Source organism: Collimonas sp., assembly GCF_035566555.1.
Lineage (GTDB): Bacteria > Pseudomonadota > Gammaproteobacteria > Burkholderiales > Burkholderiaceae_D > Collimonas.
In genome coordinates, this window is the sequence record NZ_DATMRB010000131.1 from 1 (window position 1) to 14,772 (window position 14,772).

15 protein-coding genes are annotated in these 14,772 nt (G+C 60.9%); all 15 read left to right on the forward strand.

The features are described 5' to 3' along the window. Nucleotides 1-892: tyrosine--tRNA ligase (gene tyrS, locus VNZ65_RS16585; protein WP_325670907.1), on the forward strand; the 892-nt coding region annotated here is incomplete at its 5' end. Beyond that, the gene (gene dtd, locus VNZ65_RS16590) at nt 889-1,347 is read left to right on the forward strand and encodes a D-aminoacyl-tRNA deacylase (protein WP_325670909.1); all 459 of its coding nucleotides are present in this window, start codon (nt 889-891) and stop codon (nt 1,345-1,347) included. The genes tyrS and dtd, both read left to right, overlap by 4 nt. A gap of 51 nt (nt 1,348-1,398) precedes the next feature. Next, on the forward strand, nt 1,399-2,028 hold the full coding sequence (locus VNZ65_RS16595) for a YbhB/YbcL family Raf kinase inhibitor-like protein (RefSeq protein WP_325670911.1): 630 nt from the start codon (nt 1,399-1,401) through the stop codon (nt 2,026-2,028). Nucleotides 2,029-2,053: 25 nt separating this feature from the next. Then, a complete protein-coding gene (locus VNZ65_RS16600) occupies nt 2,054-2,713 on the forward strand; it encodes a histidine phosphatase family protein (RefSeq protein ID WP_325670913.1) in 660 nt (219 codons plus the stop codon). 182 nt (nt 2,714-2,895) lie between these two features. Next, a complete protein-coding gene (locus tag VNZ65_RS16605; RefSeq protein WP_325670915.1) occupies nt 2,896-4,017 on the forward strand; it encodes a GGDEF domain-containing protein in 1,122 nt (373 codons plus the stop codon). Between the two features lie 90 nt (nt 4,018-4,107). After that, nucleotides 4,108-5,121, forward strand: a complete 1,014-nt coding sequence (dusB, locus tag VNZ65_RS16610; RefSeq protein WP_325670917.1) for a tRNA dihydrouridine synthase DusB — start codon at nt 4,108-4,110, stop codon at nt 5,119-5,121. Between the two features lie 112 nt (nt 5,122-5,233). After that, on the forward strand, nt 5,234-5,467 hold the full coding sequence (locus VNZ65_RS16615; RefSeq protein WP_014007929.1) for a Fis family transcriptional regulator: 234 nt from the start codon (nt 5,234-5,236) through the stop codon (nt 5,465-5,467). Nucleotides 5,468-5,649: 182 nt separating this feature from the next. Then, the gene (gene purH / locus VNZ65_RS16620; RefSeq protein WP_325670919.1) at nt 5,650-7,227 is read left to right on the forward strand and encodes a bifunctional phosphoribosylaminoimidazolecarboxamide formyltransferase/IMP cyclohydrolase; all 1,578 of its coding nucleotides are present in this window, start codon (nt 5,650-5,652) and stop codon (nt 7,225-7,227) included. Between the two features lie 140 nt (nt 7,228-7,367). Beyond that, nucleotides 7,368-7,910, forward strand: coding sequence for a crossover junction endodeoxyribonuclease RuvC (ruvC, locus tag VNZ65_RS16625; RefSeq protein ID WP_061944505.1), 543 nt, complete (start codon nt 7,368-7,370; stop codon nt 7,908-7,910). A 480-nt stretch (nt 7,911-8,390) separates the two neighbouring features. Continuing rightward, nucleotides 8,391-8,819 carry a division/cell wall cluster transcriptional repressor MraZ gene (mraZ, locus tag VNZ65_RS16630; protein ID WP_325670922.1) on the forward strand — a complete coding sequence of 143 codons (429 nt, stop codon included), beginning with the start codon at nt 8,391-8,393 and terminating at the stop codon, nt 8,817-8,819. Between the two features lie 10 nt (nt 8,820-8,829). After that, entirely contained in the window at nt 8,830-9,795 is a 966-nt protein-coding gene (gene rsmH / locus VNZ65_RS16635) for a 16S rRNA (cytosine(1402)-N(4))-methyltransferase RsmH (RefSeq protein ID WP_325670924.1), read from the forward strand. Beyond that, nucleotides 9,792-10,064, forward strand: coding sequence for a cell division protein FtsL (gene ftsL / locus VNZ65_RS16640; protein ID WP_061944494.1), 273 nt, complete (start codon nt 9,792-9,794; stop codon nt 10,062-10,064). Before rsmH ends, ftsL begins: the two co-directional genes overlap by 4 nt. Further along, complete coding sequence (locus VNZ65_RS16645) at nt 10,061-11,842, forward strand: penicillin-binding protein 2 (RefSeq protein ID WP_325670927.1); 1,782 nt, start codon at nt 10,061-10,063, stop codon at nt 11,840-11,842. The genes ftsL and VNZ65_RS16645 overlap by 4 nt, the downstream gene beginning before the upstream one ends. After that, nucleotides 11,842-13,374: a UDP-N-acetylmuramoyl-L-alanyl-D-glutamate--2,6-diaminopimelate ligase gene (locus tag VNZ65_RS16650; RefSeq protein ID WP_325670929.1), complete on the forward strand. Its 1,533-nt coding sequence runs from the start codon at nt 11,842-11,844 to the stop codon at nt 13,372-13,374. Before VNZ65_RS16645 ends, VNZ65_RS16650 begins: the two co-directional genes overlap by 1 nt. Further along, nucleotides 13,371-14,771 carry a UDP-N-acetylmuramoyl-tripeptide--D-alanyl-D-alanine ligase gene (locus VNZ65_RS16655; RefSeq protein WP_325670931.1) on the forward strand — a complete coding sequence of 467 codons (1,401 nt, stop codon included), beginning with the start codon at nt 13,371-13,373 and terminating at the stop codon, nt 14,769-14,771. Before VNZ65_RS16650 ends, VNZ65_RS16655 begins: the two co-directional genes overlap by 4 nt. The last annotated feature ends 1 nt before the right edge of the window (nt 14,772 follow it).

Consider the following 14,772-nt stretch of genomic DNA (forward strand, 5'->3'; position numbering starts at 1 on the left):
CGCCAAGACCTATTTCGTCCAGGCCAGCCTGGTGCTGGATCCGGCCCGCACGGAAATCCGCTACAACTCGGAATGGTCGGACAAGCTCGGCGCGCGCGGCATGATTCAGCTGTCGGCCAAATACACGGTGGCGCGCATCCTGGAGCGCGAGGATTTCACCAAGCGCTTCAAGGCCGGCACGCCGATCTCGGTGCACGAACTGCTGTACCCGTTGATGCAGGGCTACGATTCGGTGGCGCTGGAATCGGACCTGGAGCTGGGCGGCACCGACCAGAAATTCAATCTGCTGGTGGGGCGCGAGCTGCAAAAAGATTACGGCCAGGAGCCGCAATGCATCTTGACCATGCCGTTGCTGGAGGGCCTGGACGGCATCGAGAAGATGTCCAAGTCCAAGGGCAACTACATCGGCATCACCGAACCGGCGAATACCATGTTCGCCAAGGTCATGAGCATTTCCGACGTCATGATGTGGCGTTACTACGAGCTGCTGTCGTTCAAGTCGCTGGCGCAGATCGCCGCTTACAAGACGCAGGTCGAGGGCGGCCAGAATCCGCGCGACATCAAGGTTGCGCTGGCGCAGGAAATCGTGGCGCGCTTCCATAACCTGCAGGCGGCGGAAGACGCCTTAAGCGATTTCAACAACCGCGCCAAGGGCGGGATTCCGGACGACATTCCTGAACTGACCTTGAGCGGTGCGCCGCTCGGCATCGGCCAGTTGCTGAAGCAAGCCAACCTCTGCCCATCGACCTCGGAAGCCTTGCGCATGGTGGAGCAGGGCGGGGTGCGGATTGACGGCGCGGTGATCAGCGACAAGGGTTTGAAAGTCGATGCGGCAACCTTCGTGATACAGGTCGGCAAGCGCAAGTTCGCGCGCGTTACCCTGACTGCATGATCGCCCTGCTGCAACGGGTCAGCCACGCCAGCGTGGTGGCGGACGGCGTCACTGTCGGCGCCATCGATGCCGGCCTGATGGTGCTGCTGTGCGCCGAGCGCGGCGACAGCGAAAAGCAGGCCGATGCCTTGCTGGCCAAGCTGCTTGCTTATCGCGTGTTCAGCGACGACGCCGGCAAGATGAACCGCAGCGTCAGCGACATCGGCGGCGGCTTGCTGCTGGTGCCGCAGTTCACGCTGGCGGCCGATACGCAATCCGGCACGCGGCCTTCGTTCACGCCGGCAGCGGCGCCGGAAGACGGCCGCCGTCTGTTCGATTATTTTGTGCGCCAGGCTGGCAACAGCCATACGCAGGTGCAGACCGGCCGCTTCGGCGCCGACATGCAAGTGTCGCTGACCAATGACGGCCCGGTGACCTTCTGGCTGCAGGTAAAACCGCCGCTCGCCAAGGCGTAAGGCGTTTTTGCTGTAGTCTGACAGATCTGAATTTATCGACGGGAGCTTGTCATGAAACTCTGGAGCAATTCTTTTAAAGACGGCGCTTATATCCCTGGCGAATTCGCTTTCGCCGTCAGCCATCCGGAAACCCATGTCAGTTTGTCGACCAACCGCAATCCCCACTTCGCCTGGGAGCAGCTGCCGGCCGCCACGCAATCGCTGGTGTTGATCTGCCACGATCCCGACGTACCGTCGCGCGGTGACGACGTCAACCAGGAAGGCAAGACAGTGGCAGCGGATTTGCCGCGCGTCAATTTTTTCCATTGGCTGCTGCTGGACCTGCCGCCAAGCACTGCCGCGATTGCCGCCGCCGCTTTCAGCGATGGCGTCACGCCGCGCGGCAAGCCCGGTCCGGAAATCCAGGGCTGCCCGGGTTTGCGTCACGGCCTGAATGACTACACCGGCTGGTTCGCCGGCGATGCCGCGATGCGTGGCGACTACTTCGGCTACGACGGTCCTTGTCCACCGTGGAACGATGAAATCGTCCATCGCTATATCTTTACTTTATACGCCCTCAGCATCCCGCGCCTGGCGGTGACCGGCAAATTCACCGGTGCGCAGGTGCAGGCGGCCATGCACGGCCATATCCTGGCGCAGGAGTCCATGATCGGTCTTTATACCTTGAACCCGGCGTTGTAGAAGCGCCGGGCCTTGCAGAAAATTTATGGCAACGACTGAAATCTTATTGATACGCCACGGCGAAACGGACTGGAATCTGGAGCGCCGTCTGCAAGGTCATCTCGACATCCCGCTCAATCAGGCCGGCCAGCGCCAGGCGCTGGCGTTGGCGCGCAGCCTGGATGGCGTCGCCATCGATGCGATCTTCAGCAGCGATCTGCAGCGCGCCCGGCAAACCGCGGAGCCGCTGGCAGCGGCCCGCAAGCTGAACTTGCAACTTGATGCCGGCTTGCGCGAGCGCTGCTACGGCGCGCTGGAAGGTTTGCGCTATCCGGAAGCGGCGCAGCGCTTTCCCGAAGCCTATGCAGCGCTGATGGAGCGCGCCGTCGACTATCGCTATCCGGCCGGCGTGCATGCGGCGGAAACCATGCGTGAGTTCTACGCGCGGGCAGTACGCAGCCTGATGCAGATACTGAGCGGCGGCGAGTTGGCGCGCATTGCGGTAGTCACCCATGGCGGCGTGCTCGACTGTATCTATCGCTGCGCCAACCAGCTGCCGCTGGAGCAGCCGCGCAGCTGCGATATTTTCAACGCCAGCATCAATCGCCTGAGCTGGAATCCGGATTGGGCGCAGCCCTTGCGCGTGGACGGCTGGGCCGACGTCGCCCACCTTGACGAGCTGACCTTGGACGAAGTCGATCGCTGACCCGGCGCGCAAGCGGAGGGGAGGGGGCTGAAAGCCTTTGCCGGCGGCATATTATTGCCGTAGATCAACATCGCAAAACTGCTATAAATCTGTATAAGCTGCATTCAAAACAGTTGCGATAAAAGCAGCGTGCCTGTGCTAATCTTGCTGACAAGAACTAAAACAACAGTGGGACTGCCAGCATGAAACTTAATCTCTTTCCCTCTTGGGCGCAGCGTGCTGCTGACCCCGAGTCAACGGCGGAATCGACCGTGGGGAAAAGGGCAGCCGCGACGCCTTCCGTCGCGGCTCTGAATGAACAACAGCTGGCGCTGGTCAGTGTCTTGCACCAGCTGCTGCAGACCTTGCCGCAGGCCTACAGCGGCCGCGAAAGCGTCAAGCGCCTGTGCCAGATGATCTTGCCGGCCAGTCCGCATATCCGGCTGGTGTGGGTCGGGTTTTGCCAGGACGACTCGGAAGCGGCGATCAAGCCGGCCGCGATCGTCGGCAAGGCTTTGAGCGAATCGGATCACTGGCAGCTGTCCAAGGACTGTTTTGACTACGTCGCGCCGTTTGCCCAGGAAGCAGATTGGGAGGCCGGGCACGACAGCGATTTCCAGGCCCTGTTTGCGCCGTGGCAAGCCCATCCGGAAAATTGTTCGGTCAAGGCGGCGCTGGCGATACCGCTGCGCTCGGAGAAAGCCCGCATGCACGGCATGATGGTGTTTTACGCCGATAGCCAGGACTATTTCTCCGATACCGGGCATGCTTCGTTCCAGGCTTTCGGCCATGTCTGCGAGGTGATCTGGAAGCAGTCCAACCTGTCGCACCTGCTGACGCGCCAGGCCCAGATTGATTCGCTGACCGGCTTGCTGACCCGGCGCCGTATCGTCCATGTCTATGAGGAAGCCGTAGCTGCCACGGCGACCGATGAGTCGCCGCTGTCTATCCTGTATTGCCAGCTGGACGAATTCAATAAGATTAACGATCTCTACGGCTGGGCCGTGGCCGACAATATCCTGGCGGCCTTCGCCAAGGATACCGGTGGCCAGCTGCGCAAGAGCGACAGCGGCGGCCGCTGGAATGCGACGGAATTCCTGTATGTGTTGCCGGCGACCGACACGGTGGATGCAGAAAACCTGGCCGCGGTGTTCCTCGGCCATTTCAAGAATCATCCGGTGAATATCGAAAACTGGTCGATCCGGCTGGCGCTCTCGGTAGGAGTGGCGACCTATGGCGCCGATGGCCGCGGGCTGGACGAACTGATCCATTACGCTACCCAGCATCTGCATGGCTCCAGTACGGTAGCTGAAGACGAGCTCTAAAGTACACACCGAGAATAACCCGCTTGCGGCGGCAATCGCGATAAAATGACGCCTTTCCCGCTGCAACTCACCCGAGCTTTTGATATCGCCATGAATATTGGCCCTTATTTCCTGCGCAACAATGTCTTTGTGGCACCGATGGCTGGTGTCACGGACCGGCCGTTCCGGCAGCTCTGCAAAGAGCTGGGGGCCGGCTATGCGGTGTCGGAAATGGCGGCCTCCAATCCGCGCCTGTGGCAGACCGAAAAGACTTCGCGCCGCATCAACCACGATGGCGAGATGGAGCCGCGGGCCGTGCAGATCGCCGGCGCCGATCCGCAGATGCTGGCGGAATGTGCAAAGTACAATGTCGATCATGGCGCGCAAATCATCGATATCAACATGGGTTGCCCGGTCAAGAAAGTCTGCAACAGCTGGTGCGGCTCGGCATTGTTGCAGGATGAGCAACTGGTGGCGCGGATCCTGGAAGCGGTAGTCAGTGCGGTCGACGTGCCGGTGACGCTGAAATTCCGGACCGGCTGGGACCGTCTCAACAAGAATGCCTTGAATATCGCGCGCCTGGCGCAAGCCAGCGGCATCGCCATGCTGACTCTGCATGGACGTACGCGCGCCGACGGCTACAGCGGCGACGCCGAATACCAGACGATTGCGGCAGTCAAGGCTGCGGTGGCGATCCCGGTGGTCGCCAACGGCGACATCACAACGCCGGAAAAGGCGCGCCAGGTGCTGGAATACACCAAGGCCGACGCCATCATGGTCGGCCGCGCGGCACAGGGGCGGCCGTGGATTTTCCGCGAGATCGAACATTACCTGCGCACCGGCGAATACTTGCCGGCGCCGTTGGTGACCGAAGTGCAGCACTTGATGGATGAGCATCTGCGCGCGCATTACGGTTTCTACGGGGATTACCTGGGTGTGCGCACCGCGCGCAAGCATATCGGCTGGTATGTGCGCGATTTGCCCGGCGGCGAGGCATTCCGGCAACGCATGAACCTGCTGGAAGATTGCGACCAGCAGCTGGCGGCAGTAAATAGCTTCTTCGAATCGCAGTTTGCGTTTGGGGAGCGGTTACAATACGGGGTGGCCGAGCAGATGGCGGCCTGAATCAGATTAACAAGAAACAGGACTGGGCAGGATTTCCAGCAAGCTGGCAGCGCCAAAAGCGCGGCCCTGTGGCGATTCAGTCCGGCTCTTAAAAAAAGAATAGTAAAAAAGAATGAGTAAAGAAAGTATCCAAGACGTGGTAAAGCAAAGCCTTGAAAAATATTTCAAGGATTTGGGCGAACAGCCGCCGTCGAATGTCTACGACATGGTGATTTCCACGGTTGAAAAGCCGGTATTGGAAGCCGTGATCGCGCGCGCCGAAGGCAATCAGTCGCATGCCGCCGAAATGTTGGGCATCAACCGTAACACCCTGCGCAAGAAATTGCAGCAGCACGGTCTTTTGTAATTTCTGTAATTTTTATAACTTGCGGTTTTGCATTGCGGGGCCGCCAGGAACGCCAGATCAAGCAGAGCTTAGCAACGCCAGGCTGCCATTCCCGCCATCGGCGGCAGCCCAAAAGCGGTTTGCCAGCTGAACTTATCCGTAGTCCGCCTTTTCGTCATTCATCACCTTCCTGAGTTTTCACTATGATCAAACAAGCCCTCATTTCCGTATCCGACAAGACCGGGATACTCGATTTCGCAAAAGAGTTGTCGGCGCTGGGCGTGAATATTCTGTCGACCGGCGGCACCGCCAAGCTGCTGGCCGATGCCGGCATCAAGGTGACCGAAGTGGCGGACTATACCGGTTTCCCGGAAATGCTCGACGGCCGGGTCAAGACCCTGCACCCGAAGGTGCACGGCGGCATCCTGGCGCGGCGCGATTTCCCCGAGCACATGGCGGCGCTGGCGCAGCACCAGATTCCGATGATCGACATGGTGGTGGTCAACCTCTACCCGTTCCAGCAGACCATCGCCAAGGAACAATGCTCGCTGGAAGATGCGATCGAGAATATCGACATCGGCGGCCCTGCCATGCTGCGCTCGTCGGCCAAGAACCATAAGGACGTGATCGTCCTGTGCGATCCTAGCGACTATGCTGCGGTATTGAGCGAGCTGAAAGCCAATGACGGCGAAATCGGCTACGGCGCCAAGTTTGCGCTGGCCAAGAAAGTCTTTGCCCACACCGCGCAATACGACGGCGCGATCACCAATTACTTCACTTCGCTGGGCGAAGACAAGCAGCACACCACGCGCAGCGCCTATCCGGCCACCTTGAACCTGCATTTCGAAAAAGTGCAGGAAATGCGCTACGGCGAAAACCCGCACCAGTCGGCCGCGTTCTACCGCGACACCCGGCACGTCGAAGGCGCGCTGGCCAACTACAAGCAGTTGCAGGGCAAGGAACTGTCCTACAACAACATCGCCGATGCCGATGCTGCCTGGGAATGCGTCAAGACCTTCAGCGACACTGCCTGCGTCATCATCAAGCATGCCAATCCTTGCGGCGTGGCGATCGGCAGCAATCCGCTGGAAGCCTACAGCAAGGCGCTGCAAACCGATCCTACCTCGGCCTTCGGCGGCATCATCGCCTTCAACCAGGAGCTCGACGGCAATGCCGCCGAAGCGGTCGCCAAGCAATTCGTCGAAGTGATCATTGCGCCATCCTTCACCGAGCAAGCCAAACAGATCTTTGCCGCCAAGCAGAATGTGCGCTTGCTGGAAATCCCCTTGGTGGATATGACCCATGCGGCGATCAACCTGCATGACTTCAAACGCGTCGGCGGCGGTCTGCTGGTGCAGTCGCCGGATGCCCGCAACGTCGCCCTGAGCGAACTGAAAGTGGTCAGCAAGAAGCAGCCCACCCAGCAGCAGCTGCAGGACCTGATGTTTGCCTGGCGCGTCGCCAAGTTCGTCAAGTCGAATGCCATCGTATTCTGCGGCAACGGCATGACCCTGGGCGTCGGCGCCGGCCAGATGAGCCGCGTCGATTCCGCCCGCATCGCATCGATCAAGGCGCAGAACGCCGGCCTGTCGCTGGTCGGTTCGGCGGTGGCTTCGGATGCTTTCTTCCCGTTCCGCGACGGCCTCGACGTCGTGGTCGATGCCGGCGCTACCTGCGTGGTGCAGCCGGGTGGTTCGATGCGCGACCAGGAAGTCATCGATGCCGCCGACGAACACGGCGTCGTCATGCTGCTGACCGGCACCCGGCATTTCCGCCATTAATGTGGGGTGGGCACATCGTGCCCACGAGTGACCTTGCTTCATTTACCTGCTACATGGCGTCACCGGGGCATATACTCCGTTTATCACGTCAACGCGTGGGCACGATGTGCCCACCCTACGGGGTTTTGCGTCAGCCTTATATGAAAATCCTCGGTATCGACCCAGGTCTGCGGACCACCGGTTTTGGCATCATCGACAAGCAGGGCAACAAGCTCAGCTATATCGGCTCGGGCACCATCAAGACGCCGGACGCCGACCTGCCGCAACGGCTGAAAGTGATCCTGGCGAGCGTGTCGGAAGTGATACGGACCTATGCGCCGGACTGCTCGGCCATCGAAAAAGTCTTCGTCAACGTCAATCCGCAATCCACTCTGCTGCTAGGACAGGCGCGTGGTGCCGCCATTTGTGCATTGGTGAGTGCGGACTTGCCGGTGGCGGAATATACCGCTTTGCAGATCAAGCAAGCGGTCGCCGGCCATGGCAAGGCGCAAAAGCAGCAGGTGCAGGACATGGTGCAGCGCTTGCTGCAGCTGCCCGGCTTGCCTGGCACCGACGCCGCCGATGCGCTGGCGGTGGCGATTTGCCACGCCCACAGCGGCGATGCCCTGGCGCATCTAAGTGCACTGGCGCCTGGCCTCGCTAAAAAAGGTTTACGTGTACGCGGCGGCCGGCTGGTCGGTTGAGCCGGCAAGAAACACAGGATTGTTGTTAATTGTTATGTCAAAGTCTCGTTATCTTCAGTTGTCCGGCTGTTCATCCCGCACTATCAAGCTGCCTACTCCCTTCTTTATCTGCGATTTGTACCATTTTGGATCGCCAGCAGGGTTGCCAATTGTGAACCTTTGTTTCGGCATGTTTGCCGCAAACACATGTGTATAGCTGAGAGCTGACATTTACAATTCTCGCTAAGTCCTTCATTTATTTAGTAATTCAATGTAAACACATTCATTGCACATTGTCAGATAGTGGCGCTAAGTCATTGACTTTACTCGAATATTTTCCAATTGGTCCCTGCTAAATGGCTTGACCTAGAATAGTGCATCCTCTAAAGTGGGTGGAAGTGTGGAAAAGTGTTTTTTTGTGGGGCATTTTTACTGACTTGCAAAGAACTATTTTCAGTATTCAGCAGCAACTTTCAGCAGCAACTAACAGGAGCGTGTGCGGTGTTTCAGGGTGCGTCAGCATTAAATCTCGATGCGAAAGGACGGATGGCGGTGCCATCCAAGCATCGTGACGCGCTGACCGTTCAGTGCGAAGGCCGGCTGACGCTGACCAAGCACCCGCACGGCTGCCTGTTGCTGTTTCCGCGCCCGGTATGGGAGAGCCACCGCGAGCAGATCGCCGCGTGGCCGATGTCGGCGCGCGCCTGGCAACGGATTTTCCTGGGCAATGCCTCGGATGTCGAGCTGGATTCCGCCGGCCGCATCCTGGTGGCGCCGGAATTGCGCGCGGCCGCCGGCCTGACGCGCGAGGTGATGTTGCTGGGTATGGGAAGCCATTTCGAGATTTGGGATGCAGCCAAGCTGGCTGAGAGCGAGTCGCAAGCAGTTGCGGCTGGCATGCCCGAAGTGTTAAGCAATTTTTCGTTCTGACAGGCCCGCCATGAGTGAACCAGTGGTGCCCGAGTTCCAGCACCGCACCGTGTTATTGGACGAGGCTGTCAGTGCGCTGGCGATCGAGGGCACGCGCGCCGACGGTATCTACGTCGACGGCACTTTCGGACGCGGCGGCCACAGCCGCAAGATTTTACAAAGCCTGGGCGAACGCGGCCGTCTGATCGCGTTCGACAAGGACCCGCAGGCTATCGCCACCGCGAGCACTATCGCCGATCCGCGTTTCGAGATCGTGCATGACAGTTTTGCGACCATGGCGCAGGCCTTGCAGCAAAGAGGAATCAGGCAAGTCGATGGCGTGCTGCTGGACCTGGGCATTTCATCGCCGCAGGTGGACGACGCCAGCCGCGGCTTCAGCTTCCGCGCTGACGGCCCGCTCGACATGCGGATGGATACGACGCGCGGCATCTCGGCAGCAGAATGGCTGGCCAGCGCGGATGAACAAACAATCGGAAAGGTGGTACGTGATTATGGGGAAGAACGGTTTGCTGTTCAGATTGCAAAGGCGATTGTTGCTGGCAGGACAATCAAGCCCATTACTGGCACACGACAGCTTGCCCAGATCGTGGCAAACGCCGTCAAGACCCGCGAGAAAGGCAAAGACCCGGCCACTCGTACCTTTCAGGCTATACGGATTTTCATCAATCAAGAGCTTGAAGAACTCGAGATAGTACTGGACCAGGCATTTCGGCAGATGGGCCAGCAAGGGAGATTAGTCGTGATCAGCTTTCATTCGCTGGAAGACCGGATCGTCAAGCAGTTCCTGGCCTCGAAAGCCCGGCTGCCGCAGCCTGACCGTCGCCTGCCGATTCGCGCGGTGGACCTGCCGCAGCCGGAGCTGAAGCTGATCTCGCGCGTCAAGCCGTCGGATGCGGAAGTGGCTGAAAATCCGCGCGCCCGCTCCGCCATCATGCGGGTCGGCGAACGGCTCGCTGTCAAAGAGGCGCAGGCATGAGCGGCCGCCTCAATTTTGTCCTGGCGCTGGCGCTGGTGCTGTGCGCGCTGGCGCTGGTCAATGCCCAGTACCAGGCGCGCCAGCTGTTCATCGAACTGGAACGGGCTGCCAGCCAGTCGCGCCAGCTGGATATCGAGTGGGCGCAATTGCAGCTGGACCAGTCGACGCTGGGCAAGAACGCCAGGATTGAAGCTGCTGCCACGCGCGACCTCAACATGGTGCCGCTGACCGCCGCGCGCACCCAGTACCTGACGCTGGGGGAAAAATGACGCGCAATCCCCCGCGCAGCTCGCACACCGGCCGTATCGCGGCCGGCAAGGGTGTGCCGTTTTCGGCCAGTCCGGTGCTGAAAGTCAAGCTGCCGGTATGGCGCTCGCGGGTGGTGCTGTTCGCCATGTTCGCGGCTTTCCTGGCGCTGATCGTGCGGGCGCTGTGGCTGCAAGGCATTTCCACCGATTTCCTCCAAAAGCAGGGCGCTTCGCGCTATGCGCGCACGCTTGAGCTGCCGGCTACGCGCGGCAAGATCACCGACCGCAACGGCCAGGTGCTGGCGTCGTCGGTGCCGGTCAAGGCGATCTGGGCGATTCCTGACGACGTCAAGGATGCGCCCAAGGAAAAACTGCAAGCCCTGGCCAAGCTGCTCGACATGAGCAGCGCCGAGCTGAACAAGAAGCTCGATTCCGACCGTAATTTCGTCTACCTCAAGCGCCAGGTAGAGCAAGACGTTTCAGATCAGATCGTCAAGCTGGGCATCGACGGCATCGAAACCCGCAAGGAATACAAGCGCTTCTATCCTGAAGGCGAGGTGGCGGCGCACGTGGTCGGCTTCACCAACGTTGAAGATGCCGGCCAGGACGGCATGGAGCTGTCGCAGCAGAAAACCCTGGCGGGCGCTACCGGCAGCCGCCGCGTGATCAAGGACCGGCTCGGCCGCATCGTTGAGGATATCGAGGCGGTCAAGGAGCCGCATGACGGCAAGGACCTGGTGCTGTCGATCGACAGCAAGATCCAGTACATCGCCTTCACCCAGCTCAAAGAGGCGGTCGAGAAGTCCAAGGCTAAGGCTGGCGGCATCGTCGTGGTCGACGCCAAGAGCGGCGAAGTGCTGGCGCTGGCCAACCTGCCGAGCTATAACCCGAACGACCGCTCGGTGCTGACCGGTGCGCAGCTGCGCAACCGTGTGATGACGGATACCTTCGAGCCAGGCTCGACCCTGAAGCCGTTTACCATTGCCCTCGCGCTCGACACCAACCGGGTGCAGGCCACCACGACTTTCCAGGTGCCGGACAAGATGACCATCGGCACCGCGACCGTGGGCGACTCCCATCCGCACCCGGTGCAGACCATGAGCGTGGCCCAGATCATCCAGAAATCTTCGAATATCGGCACCGCCAAGATTGCCTTGCAAATGCCGGCCGAAGAGATGTGGGAAATGTTTACCACGGTCGGCCTGGGGCAGCAGCCCAAGTTCGGTTTCCCTGGCGCCGTCGCCGGCCGCGTGCGGCCGTTCAAATCGTGGCGGCCGATCGAGCAGGCCACCATGAGCTATGGCCACGGCATTTCGGTGTCGCTGATCCAGATGGCGCACGCCTATACGATTTTCGCCCGCAATGGCGACTTGATCCCGCTGTCGTTCCAGAAGGTCACGGAACCGCCGGTCGGCCAGCGCGTGGTGTCTGAAAAGACCGCGCTCACCATGCGCGCCATGCTGGAGCGGGTGACCGCACCGGGTGGCACCGCGCCGAAAGCGCAGGTCCCGGGTTACCGCGTCGGCGGCAAGACCGGCACCGCCTACAAGATCGAAGGCGGCAAGTACGTTAAAAAATACATTGCCGACTTCGTCGGTTTTGCGCCGGCTTCCGATCCGCGCCTGATCATTGCCGTGATGGTGGACGAGCCGGCGGTCGGCTCGCACTTCGGCGGCGATGTCGCGGCGCCAGTGTTTGCGACGGTGGCGGCGAACGCCCTGCGCGCGTTGAATGTGCCGCCGGATTCCAGCGTCACCGATATCATCATCCCGACCGATGGTCCGCAGGAGGGCTTGTAATGGCCTCCATTGAGAAACAATTGCAAGGCATCCAGCAGTGGCTGGACAGCGCCGCGCCGGCTGGCGCCGAGCTGGTGTCGGATTCGCGCAAGGTCAAGGCTGGCGATGTGTTCTTTGCCTATCCTGGCGATGCCGCGGATGGCCGTGCCTATATTGCACAGGCGCTGAAAAACGGCGCCTCGGCAATACTGTACGAGAGCGACAAGTTCAGCTGGGACGCCGCCTGGACGGCAGCGCACCTGGCGGTCGGCGGCTTGAAGCAGCTGTCCGGCCAGATCGCGGCGGCCTATTACCAGCAAGCCGACCAGGACATGCTGGTGGTGGCCGTCACCGGCACCAACGGCAAGACTTCCTGCAGCCAGTGGCTGGGACATGCGCTGTCGCAGCTGGGCCAGCCTGCCGGCGTGATAGGCACGCTCGGCACCGGCATCTATGTGCAGGGACAGCGCGGCGAATTCGAGGAAACCGGCAACACCACGCCGGATGCGCTGCTGCTGCAGCAGACCTTGGGCGCGATGCGCCGCCAAGGGGTTGTGGCGCTGGCGCTCGAAGCGTCCTCGATCGGCCTGGAGCAGGGCCGTTTGAACGGCATGCATATCGATATCGCCCTGTTCACCAATTTCACGCGCGACCATCTGGATTACCACGGCGACGAACAGCACTACGAAGCTGCCAAGCGCATGCTGTTCGACTGGCCGGGTTTGCAGAAGGCCGTGATCAATCTGGATGACGACATGGGATTGCGCCTGGTCGGCCATCTACAGAAAAAGAAGCATGCGATTCCGCTGATCGGCTACACCTGCGGCGCGCAGGAGGCGCCGGCGGATGTCGCAGTGTTGCGCGCCTCGGCAATCCGTTTTAACGCCAGCGGCACCGTGTTTCATGTCGAATCGCCATTTGGCTCGGGGCAGCTTAGAACGCAATTGGTGGGCCAGTTCAATGTCAGCAATGCACTGGGAATCCTGGGCGTGCTGCTGGCCCATGGCATTGAATGGAAGGCAGCGCTCGATACGATTGAACTGTTGGTTGCCGTGCCGGGTCGAATGCAGCAGTTCGGCGGCCAGGATGCGCCGCTGATCGTGATCGATTATGCCCATACGCCGGATGCGTTGGAAAAGACTTTAAGCACGCTGCGTCAGGTGGCGCAGCAGCGCAACGGCGAATTGTGGTGCGTGTTCGGCTGCGGCGGCGACCGCGATCCCGGCAAGCGGCCGCAGATGGGCGCCGTGGCGGAGCAGGCGGATCACGTCATCGTCACCAGCGACAATCCGCGCAGCGAAGAACCGGCCGTCATCATCGGCCAGATCCTGGCCGGGATGAAGGCGCCGCATGCCGCACAGGCATTGGAAGACCGCGCTGCCGCGATCTTGTGGGCAGTACGTCACGCGGCCAAGGCCGATGTCGTGCTGCTGGCAGGAAAAGGACATGAAACATATCAGGAAATCAAAGGAAAGAAATTGCCGTTTTTAGACGCCGACCATACTGCCCTGGCGCTCGCTGCGCGGGCGACGATGAAGGGCGGCAGCCTATGAATGCCACATTGGGACAACTGCAGTCGTGGCTGGGATTGCCTGTCAGCGCAGGGACTGCTGGCGAAACCGCAATCGGCGGCCTGTTCACGGACAGTCGTGCGGTGACGCCTGGCTCCGTATTCGTCGCGTTGCGCGGCGAGCGTTTTGACGCCCACGACTTCCTCGACCAGGTAATCGCCCAGGGCGCAGCCGCGGTGGTGGTCGAGCAAGCGCCGGCAGGGCTGGCGGTGCCGGCGCTGGTGGTGCCGGACACCCGTCTGGCCCTGGGGACGATCGGACAATGCTGGCGCCAGCAGTTCAGGCTGCCGCTGATCGCCGTCACCGGCAGCAACGGCAAGACCACCGTCAAGGAAATGATTGCCGCGATCCTGGTTGCGGCTTTCGGCGTCGACAAGTCGCTCGCCACGCGCGGCAATTTCAACAACGAGATTGGCGTGCCGCTGACCTTGTTGCGGTTGCAAGCGGAGCATCGGGCGGCCGTGATCGAGCTGGGCATGAACCATCCCGGCGAAATCGCCGTGCTGACGGCGCTTGCCGAACCGACCGTCGGCCTGGTCAACAATGCCCAGCGCGAACATCAGGAATTCATGGCCAGCGTTGCTGCGGTCGCCGAGGAAAACGGCAGCGTGATCCGCGGCCTGGCGGCCACCGGCATTGCGGTGTTTCCGGCGGACGATCCGTATTCAGAGTTGTGGCGCGGCTACAGTGCCGGTAAGGGCGGCAGCCTGACTTTCGGTTTGACGCCGGCGGCCGACGTGCATTGCAGTTACAGCAACAGCGTCGATGGTTTCGGCAGCGAGCTGGCGGTGAGCGTGCCCGGCCAGCCTGGATTTGTGGTGCATCTGTCTGCGGCGGGCGAACACAACGTACGCAATGCCCTGGCCGCGATCGCCTGTACCCTGGCTATCGGCGTCGACCTCGCTGCCATCAAGCGCGGCCTGGAATCGTTCGCGCCGGTTAGCGGACGCCTGCAGCGCAAGCTGGCCACGCTGGAGAATTGCAGCGGCGCGTTGGTGATCGACGATACCTATAACGCCAATCCTGATTCGGTGCGGGCCGCGATCGACGTGCTGGCGCAGGTTGCCGAGCCACGTTTGCTGGTGCTGGGCGAGATGGGCGAGGTCGGCAACGACGGCCTCCAGTTCCACCATGAAATCGGCGCGTATGCGCAGCAGCGCGGTATTACACAGATGTTCACGCTGGGCGCGATGGCGGCCGAGGCGAGTATCGCTTTCGGCCCGCAAGCCCGGCACTTTACCGACATCGCAGCGTTGCTAGCCGCGCTCGATGCCGCCATGACACCGAATACGACCGTGCTGATCAAGGGCTCGCGCTTCATGAAAATGGAGCGCGCCGTCCAGCATCTGGTTGGCACAACATCCGAGGGGACTCACTAAC

Coding starts and splice junctions, on each gene's coding strand:
- VNZ65_RS16650 (WP_325670929.1), top strand. CDS start 11,842: ATGGCCTCCATTGAGAAACAATTGCAAGGCATCCAGCAGTGGCTGGAC.
- VNZ65_RS16645 (WP_325670927.1), top strand. CDS start 10,061: ATGACGCGCAATCCCCCGCGCAGCTCGCACACCGGCCGTATCGCGGCC.
- purH (WP_325670919.1), top strand. CDS start 5,650: ATGATCAAACAAGCCCTCATTTCCGTATCCGACAAGACCGGGATACTC.
- rsmH (WP_325670924.1), top strand. CDS start 8,830: ATGAGTGAACCAGTGGTGCCCGAGTTCCAGCACCGCACCGTGTTATTG.
- ruvC (WP_061944505.1), top strand. CDS start 7,368: ATGAAAATCCTCGGTATCGACCCAGGTCTGCGGACCACCGGTTTTGGC.
- dtd (WP_325670909.1), top strand. CDS start 889: ATGATCGCCCTGCTGCAACGGGTCAGCCACGCCAGCGTGGTGGCGGAC.
- VNZ65_RS16615 (WP_014007929.1), top strand. CDS start 5,234: ATGAGTAAAGAAAGTATCCAAGACGTGGTAAAGCAAAGCCTTGAAAAA.
- VNZ65_RS16655 (WP_325670931.1), top strand. CDS start 13,371: ATGAATGCCACATTGGGACAACTGCAGTCGTGGCTGGGATTGCCTGTC.
- VNZ65_RS16600 (WP_325670913.1), top strand. CDS start 2,054: ATGGCAACGACTGAAATCTTATTGATACGCCACGGCGAAACGGACTGG.
- VNZ65_RS16595 (WP_325670911.1), top strand. CDS start 1,399: ATGAAACTCTGGAGCAATTCTTTTAAAGACGGCGCTTATATCCCTGGC.
- ftsL (WP_061944494.1), top strand. CDS start 9,792: ATGAGCGGCCGCCTCAATTTTGTCCTGGCGCTGGCGCTGGTGCTGTGC.
- dusB (WP_325670917.1), top strand. CDS start 4,108: ATGAATATTGGCCCTTATTTCCTGCGCAACAATGTCTTTGTGGCACCG.
- VNZ65_RS16605 (WP_325670915.1), top strand. CDS start 2,896: ATGAAACTTAATCTCTTTCCCTCTTGGGCGCAGCGTGCTGCTGACCCC.